The following is a 10338-nucleotide window of genomic DNA, read 5'->3' as shown; positions in this document are numbered from 1 at the left end:
TGTTACGGCGGTCATGGCGAAAGGGAAACGCCCGGTCTCATTCCGAACCCGGAAGCTAAGCCTTTCAGCGCCGATGGTACTGCCCGGGGGACCGGGTGGGAGAGTAGGACGCCGCCGGACAATCTTTGAACGAACGGGGGTCGGAGCATCTGCTCCGGCCCCCGTTTCGTGCGTTCAGGGCCTCCTCTGCGCGTGCGGCCGAGGGCCACGAGACGGCCCGCTGGCCGCGATCCAATCCGGTAGCGCTCAGGCGTGCACCGATTCCCAGTGAGGTACGTACACACCATGACTTCTCCGCGTCGCGGGCCCGCAGGCTCTGATCGAGGTCGAGGCGCTTCCTCCGGGGGCGGCCGCGGAGGTGGCGGTGGGGGGCGGTCCGGCGCACCGCGGCAGGACGGCGCCAGCGACCGCGGGCGCCCAGCCGGGCACCGTGGCTCCCGTAGTGGGGACTCGCGCGGCGGTGCGCAGAGCGGTGACCGTCCTCAGCGTTCTGGTGGCGGTGACCGGCCGTCGTGGCAGGACCGGCGTCCCGCCGGTGACCGCCCGCAGCGCTCCGGCGGCGAGCGTCCGCAGCGCTCCGGCGGTGATCGTCCGCAGCGTTCTGGTGGCGGTGACCGGCCGTCGTGGCAGGACCGGCGTCCCGCCGGTGACCGCCCGCAGCGCTCCGGCGGCGAGCGTCCGCAGCGCTCCGGCGGTGATCGTCCGCAGCGTTCTGGTGGCGGTGACCGGCCGTCGTGGCAGGACCGGCGTCCCGCCGGTGACCGCCCTCAGCGCTCCGGCGGCGAGCGTCCGCAGCGCTCCGGCGGTGATCGTCCGCAGCGTTCTGGTGGCGGCGACCGGCCGTCGTGGCAGGACCGGCGTCCCGCTGGTGACCGCCCTCAGCGCTCCGGCGGCGAGCGTCCGCAGCGCTCCGGCGGTGATCGTCCGCAGCGTTCTGGTGGCGGCGACCGGCCGTCGTGGCAGGACCGGCGTCCCGCTGGTGATCGTCCGCAGCGTTCTGGTGGCGGTGACCGGCCGTCGTGGCAGGACCGGCGTCCGGCCGGTGACCGTCCGCAGCGTTCTGGTGGCGGTGACCGGCCGTCGTGGCAGGACCGGCGTCCCGCCGGTGACCGCCCTCAGCGATCCGGCGGCGAGCGTCCGCAGGGCTCCGGCGGTGATCGTCCTCAGCGTTCTGGTGGCGGCGACCGGCCGTCGTGGCAGGACCGCAGGCCGGATCGCGCGGCTGGTCGCTCTACCGGAGAAGGGGCCTGGCAGGAGCGTCGTCCGGACCGCCCCGCCGCCCCTGATCGCCCGTCCTGGCAGGACCGCAGGCCGGCACGTCCGGACGGCCCGCCGGACGACGGGGTCCGGCGTCCGGCTGCGCCGGAACTGCCCGAGTGGGCGGATGCCCGCGAACTGGACCCCGCTGTCCGAGCTGCCCTGCGCGGTCTGGACTCACGCAACTCCGACGTCGTCGGACAGCACCTGGTGGCCGCCGGCGGCCTGCTGGAGGAGGAGCCCGAGCTCGCCCTCGAGCACGCCCGGGCTGCCCGGGACCGGGCGTCCCGGCTCGCGGTCGTGCGTGAAGCGGTCGGGGTCGCTGCCTACCACGCGGGTGACTACGCGGAGGCAGCTCGCGAGCTGCGCGCCTATGCCCGGATGACCGGCGACCAGAGCTACCGCGCCGTGCTCGCCGACTGTGAACGTGCACTGGGGCGCCCCGAGACGGCTCTGCGACTGGTGCAGGAGGCGTTGGAGACGTCGCCGGAGGGGGAAGAGCTCGTCGAGCTGCGGCTGGTGGAGGCCGGTGCCCGGCGGGACATGGGCGAGGAGCGTGCCGCCGTCCTGGTCCTGGAGGCCGCGCTCGGCGGCCGGCCCACGCCCGCTGGCCTCGGCGACGCCGACCTCGGCCGGCTCCGGCTGGCCACCGCGTACGCCGACCTGCTCGCCGACCGGGGTGACGAGGACGTCGCTCAGCAGTGGTACGCGGTCATCGCGGCTGCCGATCCCGACGACCTGACCGGGGTCAGCGCGCACTTCGCCGAGGACCCCGAGGACGAGGCAGAAGACCCGGATGCCGAGGCTGACGATGTGCGTGCGGCCGGCGACGAGGCCACCGACCTCACGTCCGCGCCGGAGGGCCGGGGCGCCGACGACCCCCTGAACGGTGCCTTCGACGAGGAGGTGCTCGACTCGGTGACCGGCCCGGTGACCGACGCCGACATCGAGGCGGAGGTGGCGGAGCTGCTGGGGGAGACGCCGCCGCCGGTGGAGCGCGATCACACCCGGCTCTTCCAGGAGCCGCCCACCCACGGGAGCGAGCAGGACCCGCCGACGGACTGAACTCCGTCGTCCACACCGGCCGGGGCTGTCCACAACTCGCGGTCAGCCCTGGCCGGCCGGTCCACCTCCCGGCGAGGCTTGCCGGTATGAGCCTGGCCGTGATCGACCGGAACGACGTCGTACTGCGTGGGCGGCTGTCCGCCCCGCCCGAGCTGCGCCCGCTCCCCAGCGGGGACACGATGCTGCTGTTCAAGCTGGTGGTGCGACGCGAGAACCCGCGCCCGCGGGCGCCGAAGTCCGACGTCCTGACCTGCGTGAGCACCGTCCCCACGCTGCTGCGCTATGCCTCGGCCTGGCGCACCGACGACGTGGTCGAGGTCGAGGGCTCGCTGCAACGCCGGTTCTGGCGCACCCCCACCGGCACCGCCGTGGCCTATGAGGTCAGCTGCCGGCGAGGCCGCAAACTGCAGCGCACGAGCCGTGGCACTGCACGTGAGCCGGCATGAGCCCGGTCAGTCCTCGTGTGGTCGCAGCACCAGCCCGGTGCGCGGCTTGGGCAGGAAGAGCGTCGACTTCCGCGGCATGCGGGCACCACTGCGGGCGACCGCGGCGACGTCCGCCGGGGCGGGGGAGTGGAGCAACAGGGCCACTCCCGCGCGCTCACCGGCCAACCGGAGCGCCTGGTCGACGTCGTGGGCGACCAGCACCGATGCGGGGTCGTCGGAGCGGTGCCACAGGTGGCCGAGCAGACCGTGGTGGGCCAGCACCACGTCGAGCTCCCGCCACGCCGCGGGGGCCCCCGTCGGCACGGTCGCGAGCAGGGACGCCGTCGGGGCCGACAGCTCCACCACGCGTTTCCCGTCGGTCACCAGGAAGCCCGGACCACCCACCGTGCCGGCCGCGCCGTCCGCCCCGCGTGCCCAGCGACGGCAGACCTCGGCGACCTCGCCGTCAGCGGGGGTGACGTCCCGTGCGGTCAACCCGGTCGCGGCGAGATCGACAGCGGCTGTCAGCGACAGACCGGGTACGACGCGGTGGATCGCCTGCACCCGCAGTCCCCCGGGTCCGGTGGGCGTGAGCAGGGCGAGCACGGCACACCGCGCGGAGCCACCGGTCGCCTGGTGGGCCCGGGCAGCCGCGAACCGGTGGTGCCCGTCGGCGATGACCGCGTGGGTCTTTTCCAGGGCCGTGGTCAACCGCTGCAGCACCAGCGGGTCGGTCACCCGCCACAGCCGGTGCGTCACGCCATCCGGGTCGGTCACCTGCAGGGTGGGCGCGCCCTGCCCCGAGTGCCGCGTCACCTCGGCGACCTCCGGCTCCGGGTCGTGGGCCAGCACGACCGGCTCGAGGTCGGTGCGGGTCTCGTCGAGCAGCATCCGGCGGCCCTCGACGGCCGGAGCGAACGTGTCCTCGTGCGGCAGCACGGCGGTCGACCCCGCCGGCGGCACGCGCACCGCACCCAGCCATCCGGTGGTCGCGGCAGTCCCCGGGGTGGCCATCTCGTACCGCCACATCGCCGGCACGTCCTCCCGGACGAGCACCCGCTCGGCCAGCCACTGCTGCAGGTTGCCCGCCGCCGCGCGCGCCGAGGCGCGGTCGCGTGCGACGCGGCCCCCGGGGACGGGGTCGACGTGCGGCAGGATCAAGCGGACGATGTTGTGCGGGTCGGCCTCGACCAGGCGGTCGCGGCCCCCCACGGTGACCAGGTCGTAGGCTGGCGAGCTCACCCGGGCCAGGTGTGTGGGGTCGTGCTGCCGGTAGACCAGGGCGCGGAAGGGCCGGACGTCCAGCCCCGTCGCGGCGGAGGGCGGGACGTCCGCCGGCGGGGTGGGCACCGCCCGATGGTAGGAGCGAGGTGCCGGCTGGCTCGCGCCGGCTGGGCGTCGGCGGGGCCGGGCCGGGGCGACGGGGAGGAGCAGGAGTGGAGCCAGGTCAGCCGGACGGCGGCGTCTACGAGTGGTACCAGCGCGGCCTCCAGCTGCTGGGAGACGGGCACCCCGATGCCGCGGCCACCTTGCTGGAGCGCGCGGTCCACGCCGAACCGGCCTCCCGGAGCGTGCTGGAGGCGCTCGCGCGCGCCCAGTACGACGCGGGCCGCTACCGCGAGGCGGTCGAGAGCTTCGCCCGGATCATCGACGCCAACCCCACCGACGACTACGCCCAGTTCGGCCTCGGGCTCGCCGCCAGCCGCGCCGGAGACCTCGAACTCGCCGCCGAGCACCTGGCCCTGGCCGTTGCCATGCGGCCCGATCTCACCCACTACGCCCAGGCGCTGCGCGGCGTGCGCGCCCGCCGCGACCTCGCCCAGGAGCTGCCGTGACCGACCCGATCCTCGCGTCCCGCCCCGTTCCCGCCGACCGGTCCGAGGCCCCCTCGTGACCGCACCGGAACGGCCGCCGCTCGCCGCTGGCAGCGACAGGCCGCCGGCCGACGAGTACGACGTCGCGCTGCTCGACCTCGACGGGGTCGTCTACGTCGGCCCCGCGGCGGTGCCCGGCGTGCCCGAGGCCCTCGCCGCCGCGCGCGACCAGGGCATGCGCCTGGGCTTCGTGACCAACAACGCCGCGCGCACCCCGGAGCAGGTCGCCGAACACCTCACGGAGCTGGGCGTGTCCGCTGCGGCCGAGGACGTCATCACCAGCTCGCAGGCCGCGGCCACGGTCGTCCGGGAGCTGGTCGGCGCCGACGCGCCCGTCCTGGCGGTCGGCGGCCCGGGCGTGGCGGCCGCGCTGACCGCCGCCGGGCTCCGGGTCGTCGAGCGGGCCGAGGACGAACCGGCGGCCGTGGTGCAGGGCTACGGGCCCGGGGTGGGTTGGGCGCAGCTCGCCGAGGCCGTGGTGGCCGTGCGGAACGGAGCCCGGCACGTGGCCACGAACACCGACGCGACCATCCCCTCCCCGCGCGGGGTGTTGCCGGGCAACGGCGCGCTGGTGGGGGTGGTCAGCGCCGTCACCGGGCGGGCCCCGCTGGTGACCGGCAAGCCCGACCCCGCGATGCACGCCGAGTGCGTCCGTCGCACGGGCGCGGACCGGCCGCTGGTCGTGGGTGACCGCCTGGACACCGACATCGAGGGCGCCCGGCGGGCCGGCGCAGCCAGCCTGCTCGTCCTCACCGGGGTCGCCACCCCGACCGATCTGCTCGCCGCGGTCCCCGAGCACCGGCCGGACCTGCTCGCAGCCGACGTCGCCGGACTGCTCAACCCGCACCCGGCGGTGGAGCCGGTCGAGGGTGGGTGGCGCTGCGGGGGCTGGCTGGCCGAGGCCGCCGGCGCTCACCTGGTGCTGCGCTCGCAGGGCGCCGGTGGAGACGGCGGTGACGGGCTGGACGGACTGCGCGCCCTCGCCGTGGCGTGCTGGGCGGCGGACGGCCGGTCCAGCGGCGAGGGCGGCCGGCGGCCACGGGTCAGCGCAGCCGACGCCCCGGCGGCCGCGGCGCTGGCGCGGTGGGGTCTCGTCCCGGACTGACCGGGTCGACCGGGCCGTCGACGCGGGAGACGGCCGGCTCACCGCCGCCGCGGGGTCAGAGCATCGAACGGAGCCGGAGCATGTCGCGCAGCCCCGCCTCCAGCTTCACCCGGCCGCTGGCCCAGGCCGGGGTGAACGACAGGTTGCCGGCCGTCAGCGCCAGCAGGTCGTCGCTGGTCATGGTCAGCCGGATGTCGGCCTTGGGCACCGCCGGCCCCTCGGGCACCGCGGTCATGTCGTGCACGGCGCCCCGGGCCAGCCGGCCCTGCACCACCTGCCCGAGGTCGGTGAGCCGGCAGGAGACGGTGCGGTCGAGGTCGCGGGCCGCGTCCTTCGCGGCCAACCGGCCGACGAAACCGGTGAGAGCGGTCATGCACTGGTCCAGCGTCGCCACGGAAGGGGTGCCTCCTCCAGCCGGTGGCCGGGCAGGTCCCGGCCGGGGCAGTCCAGGGCGGGACGCTACCGGCGGCCACCGACACCGGCGCGGCCGGTCAGGGGCGGGCGGCGGCTCGGCGGCGCTGGAGGTCCGTGGGTGCTCCGCCGCGCCGCGGGCAGTCCGCACGGGCCGGTAACCTGCGACGTGGTCCGCCGACCTGACACCCGGGGGCGGACCGGTCCGGGAGCCCGCAGCACCCGGCCGTGGCCCCGACCCCCTGCACGCCCATCCGCCAGCCCGCCGCCCCACCGACGGCGCAGCCCGATCACCGACCCCGTGGAGGAGGACCGTGAGCCACCCGGAACGACCACGCCCGGTGCCCGGCCCCCCGCGCGGTCCCGTGGTCGGTCCGCTGCCCGCGCCCGACCCGGCGACCGGCGTCCCCAGCGGCGCTCCGGGGCCGGACGCGGGCTCAGGTCCGGACGCGCCGGCACGCGACGTCCCCCCGGCCGGCTCGCCGTTCGCCGGACTGGCCGAGCGGCCGGTGGCCGAGCACGTGGGGGTCTACGAGGCCGAGCACGAGCGGTTGCAGCGCGAACTGTCGACCATCGACGAGCTCTGATGGCACGTCGCAGCCGGCTCGACGCCGAGCTCGTCCGTCGTGGGCTGGCCCGCTCCCGGGAGCACGCCGTCGCGCTGATCGCCGAGGGGCGGGTCACCGTCGCCGGTGCCGCCGCCACCAAGCCGGCCACCGGCGTCGAGGCCGGCACCCCGGTGGTCGTCCGCACCGATCCCGACCAGCCCAGCTGGGTGTCCCGAGGCGCGCACAAGCTGCTGGGCGCGCTGGCCGCCTTCGACGTCGACGTGACCGGCCGGCGCGCCCTGGACGCCGGGGCCTCCACCGGTGGGTTCACCGAGGTGCTGCTCAGCCGCGGAGCCCGCGAGGTGGTCGCGGTCGACGTCGGGTACGGCGAGCTGGCCTGGTCGCTGCGCACCGACGACCGGGTCGCGGTGCACGAGCGCACCAACGTCCGGGAGCTGACCCCGGAGGTGATCGGTGGGCCGGTGCAGCTGGTCGTGGCCGACCTCTCGTTCATCTCGCTGCGGCTCGTGCTCCCTGCCCTGACCAGCTGCGCCACCCCCGACGCCGACCTGCTGCCGATGGTCAAGCCCCAGTTTGAGGTCGGGCGGGAGCGGCTGGGAAGTGGCGGGGTCGTCCGCGACCCGGCGCACCGCGCCGAGTCGGTGCTCACGGTGGCCAGGGCCGCGGCCGATCTGGGCTGGGGCACCGCCGGGGTGGTGGCCAGTCCGCTGCCCGGCCCGGCGGGCAACGTGGAGTTCTTCCTCCGATTGCGCCGCGACGCCCCACCACCGCAACCGGACGACGTCGACCGAGCAGTTCAGGAGGGACCACAGTGACCGAGTGCCTGCCACCGCGGGAAGGGGGCGGGGTCCGGCGCGTGCTGCTCGCCGTCCACACCGGACGGGCCGACATCGTCGCGCTCGCCCGGTCCGCCGCCGCCCGGCTGGCCGGGGCCGGTTTCGTCGTCCGGGTGCTCGACGACGAGGCGGTGGACCTGGCCATCCCCGGCGCCGAGGTCTGCACGTTCGGTCCGCAGGCCGCCGAGGGCACCGAGATCCTGCTCGTCTTCGGCGGGGACGGCACGTTCCTGCGTGCCGCCGAGCTCGCCCGCTCGACCGATGCGGCGATCACCGGGGTGAACCTGGGCCGGGTCGGCTTCCTCGCCGAGACCGAGCCGGAAGCGGTCGAGGAGATGCTCGCCGCGGTCGAGCGCTGCCAGTACGAGGTCGAGGAGCGGCTGACCCTGGAGGCGACGGTCTTCGACGACGAGGGGCGGTCCGTCGGCGGCACCTGGGGCCTGAACGAGGTGTCGGTGGAGAAGGTGGAGCGCTCCCGGGTGCTCGACGTCGTCCTGGAGGTCGACGGGCACCCGCTCACCAGCTTCGGCTGCGACGGCGTGCTCTGCGCGACCCCGACCGGGTCCACGGCGTACGCATTCTCCGCCGGTGGGCCGGTGGTGTGGCCCGACGTGGAGGCGCTGCTGCTGGTGCCGGCGAACGCGCACGCCCTGTTCTCCCGGCCGCTGGTCACCTCACCGACCTCGGTGCTCACCGTGGCCGTGCCGCACGACGGCGCCCGGGCGCGGGTCTCCGCCGACGGACGCCGCCTGGTCGAGGTGCCCGACGGCGGCCGGGTCGAGGTGCGGCGCTCGGACCGGCCGGTGCGGATCGCCCGGGTCAACCCCACGTCCTTCGGTGACCGGCTGGTCGCCAAGTTCGGGCTCCCGGTGCGCGGCTTCCGCGACGCCCGCTCGCACGGCCCCGGGCACGAGGCGCCGACCTGGCACCGCAACGTGCTGGGCCGGGGCATCAACACCGCCGACGGCGCCACCCGCCGACCCGAGGAGGTGGGCGGTGGCGACGCGGACGGCGCGGCGTGAGCAGGCGCAGCCGGCAGCTCCGCGCAACGGCGCCCTCACCGAGCTGCACATCCGCGGCCTCGGCGCGATCGATGACGTCACCCTGGAACTCGGGCCCGGGCTGACCGTGGTCACCGGGGAGACCGGGGCGGGCAAGACCATGGTCGTCACCGGGCTGACCCTGCTGTTCGGCGGCCGGGCGGACCCCGGCCGGGTGCGCGCCAACGGCCGGGCGAGCGTGGAGGGCCGGATCACGCTGCCCCCGGGCTCGCCGGTCTGGGACCGCGCGGCCGACGCCGGTGCCGATCCCGACGAGGACGGCAGCCTGATCCTGGCCCGCACGATCAGCGCCGAGGGCCGGTCGCGGGCGCACCTGGGCGGGCGCACCGTGCCGGTCGGCCTGGTCGCCGAGCTGTCCGAGCACCTGCTGGCCGTGCACGGGCAGACCGACCAGCTGCGGCTGACCCGGCCGGCGGAGCAGCGTCGTGCCCTGGACCGCTATGCCGGTCCGGCGCACCTGGCGCTGATCGAGGAGCACCGGGTCGCCTACGCGCGGTGGCGCGAGCTCGCCGACGACCTGGACCGCCGGCGCAGCCAGGCCCGGGAGCTGGCGCAGACCGCTGACGTGCTGCGGCACGGGCTGGAGGAGATCGCTGCCGTCGCCCCCGAGCCGGGCGAGGACGAGGCGCTCGACGCCCAGGCCAGGCGGCTCGGGGATGCCGACGCGCTGCGCGTGGTCGCCGACGAGGCCCGGATCGCCCTGGTCGGTGACGTCACCGGCGAGCTCGGCGGCGACGGCGGCTTCTCTGCTGACGCCTCGGCCGCCCTGGCCACGGCCGAGCGGGCGCTGGCCGGCTCCGACGACCCGTCGCTGGTGCTGCTGGCCCGGGACCTCGCCGACGCCGTGGCGGTGGTCTCCGACGTCGCCGTCCAGCTGGCCGGCTACGTCGCCGACCTGGACGCCGACCCGGCCCACCTGGCCGAGGTGCTGGACCGGCGTGCCGCGATCACGGGGCTGGTCCGCAAGTACGCCGATCCGGGCGCCGGGCTGGCCGGGGTGCTCAGCTGGGCGGCCGACGCCCAGCAGCGGCTGGCCCAGCTGGACGTGTCCGACGAGGCGCTCCAGGCGCTGGAGGCCGAGCGGGACGCCGCCCGAGCCGAGCTGGCCGCGCTGTCCGCCCAGGTCACGGAGGGGCGTCGGGCCGCGGCCGACGGCTTCGCCGCCGAGGTGGGCGCGGAGCTGGCCGGGCTGGCGATGAAGAGCGCGCAGGTGTCCTTCCGCATCGACACCGACCCGGACCACCTCGGCGCCGACGGCGCGGACGACGTGGTGCTGCTGCTGTCCGCGCACCCGGGTGCGCCCGCCCGGCCGGTGCACAAGGGGGCCTCGGGCGGTGAGCTCTCCCGGGTGATGCTGGCCATCGAGGTGGTGTTCGCCGGGGCCGACCCGGTGCCGGTGATGGTGTTCGACGAGGTCGACGCCGGCGTGGGCGGTCAGGCGGCCGGTGAGATCGGCGCCCGGCTGGCCCGGCTGGCGCGGGAGCACCAGGTCGTCGTCGTCACGCACCTGGCCCAGGTCGCTGCCTTCGCCGACACCCACGTCGTCGTCGACAAGGCGCCCGACTCCGGTGCCGGCGTCACCGCCACCGACATCCACACGGTCACCGACGACGAGCGGGTGCGGGAGCTGGCCCGGATGCTGTCGGGCCTGGCCGACAGCGAGACCGGTCAGGCGCACGCGCGGGAGCTCCTGGCGGTGGCCACTCAGCGGCACTGAGCCGGTCGGGGCCCCGCG

General features: G+C 76.2%; 10 protein-coding genes and 1 rRNA gene. 9 read left to right on the top strand and 2 right to left on the bottom strand.

What is annotated here, in order from left to right; translation table 11 throughout:
• Positions 1 to 3: 3 nt before the first annotated feature.
• From rrf to ACI79Y_RS16600, 3 genes are all read left to right on the top strand, one after another.
• Positions 4 to 120 (top strand): 5S ribosomal RNA (gene rrf / locus ACI79Y_RS16610).
• A gap of 1347 nt (positions 121 to 1467) precedes the next feature.
• A complete protein-coding gene (locus tag ACI79Y_RS16605; RefSeq protein WP_457159551.1) occupies positions 1468 to 2322 on the top strand; it encodes a tetratricopeptide repeat protein in 855 nt (284 codons plus the stop codon).
• A gap of 86 nt (positions 2323 to 2408) precedes the next feature.
• The gene (locus tag ACI79Y_RS16600) at positions 2409 to 2768 is read left to right on the top strand and encodes a single-stranded DNA-binding protein (protein WP_457159550.1); all 360 of its coding nucleotides are present in this window, start codon (positions 2409 to 2411) and stop codon (positions 2766 to 2768) included.
• A gap of 6 nt (positions 2769 to 2774) precedes the next feature.
• On the opposite strand, the gene ACI79Y_RS16595 is transcribed toward ACI79Y_RS16600, so the two are convergent.
• Complete coding sequence (locus ACI79Y_RS16595; protein ID WP_457159549.1) at positions 2775 to 4097, bottom strand: DUF1015 domain-containing protein; 1323 nt, start codon at positions 4095 to 4097, stop codon at positions 2775 to 2777.
• A gap of 86 nt (positions 4098 to 4183) precedes the next feature.
• Between ACI79Y_RS16595 and ACI79Y_RS16590 the strand changes: the two genes are divergently transcribed.
• Together ACI79Y_RS16590 and ACI79Y_RS16585 are read left to right on the top strand one after the other, a co-directional pair.
• Positions 4184 to 4582: a tetratricopeptide repeat protein gene (locus ACI79Y_RS16590; protein WP_457159548.1), complete on the top strand. Its 399-nt coding sequence runs from the start codon at positions 4184 to 4186 to the stop codon at positions 4580 to 4582.
• Between the two features lie 55 nt (positions 4583 to 4637).
• Positions 4638 to 5726: an HAD-IIA family hydrolase gene (locus ACI79Y_RS16585; protein WP_457159547.1), complete on the top strand. Its 1089-nt coding sequence runs from the start codon at positions 4638 to 4640 to the stop codon at positions 5724 to 5726.
• A 55-nt stretch (positions 5727 to 5781) separates the two neighbouring features.
• Here the strand turns inward: ACI79Y_RS16585 and ACI79Y_RS16580 are convergent, their stop codons facing one another.
• Positions 5782 to 6120 carry an alkyl sulfatase C-terminal domain-containing protein gene (locus tag ACI79Y_RS16580; RefSeq protein WP_457159546.1) on the bottom strand — a complete coding sequence of 113 codons (339 nt, stop codon included), beginning with the start codon at positions 6118 to 6120 and terminating at the stop codon, positions 5782 to 5784.
• A 331-nt stretch (positions 6121 to 6451) separates the two neighbouring features.
• Between ACI79Y_RS16580 and ACI79Y_RS16575 the strand changes: the two genes are divergently transcribed.
• The 4 genes from ACI79Y_RS16575 to recN are packed head-to-tail and all read left to right on the top strand — an operon-like array spanning position 6452 to position 10320.
• Positions 6452 to 6724: a hypothetical protein gene (locus tag ACI79Y_RS16575; RefSeq protein WP_457159545.1), complete on the top strand. Its 273-nt coding sequence runs from the start codon at positions 6452 to 6454 to the stop codon at positions 6722 to 6724.
• Positions 6724 to 7521, top strand: coding sequence for a TlyA family RNA methyltransferase (locus ACI79Y_RS16570; RefSeq protein WP_457084165.1), 798 nt, complete (start codon positions 6724 to 6726; stop codon positions 7519 to 7521). The genes ACI79Y_RS16575 and ACI79Y_RS16570 overlap by 1 nt, the downstream gene beginning before the upstream one ends.
• The gene (locus ACI79Y_RS16565; protein ID WP_457159544.1) at positions 7518 to 8564 is read left to right on the top strand and encodes an NAD kinase; all 1047 of its coding nucleotides are present in this window, start codon (positions 7518 to 7520) and stop codon (positions 8562 to 8564) included. Before ACI79Y_RS16570 ends, ACI79Y_RS16565 begins: the two co-directional genes overlap by 4 nt.
• The gene (gene recN / locus ACI79Y_RS16560; RefSeq protein ID WP_457159543.1) at positions 8539 to 10320 is read left to right on the top strand and encodes a DNA repair protein RecN; all 1782 of its coding nucleotides are present in this window, start codon (positions 8539 to 8541) and stop codon (positions 10318 to 10320) included. Before ACI79Y_RS16565 ends, recN begins: the two co-directional genes overlap by 26 nt.
• Positions 10321 to 10338 lie beyond the last annotated feature (18 nt).

This window comes from Modestobacter sp. SYSU DS0875 (assembly GCF_054050915.1).
Note: the sequence above shows the minus strand (reverse complement) of the source record. Positions and strands in the feature narration are given on the sequence as shown.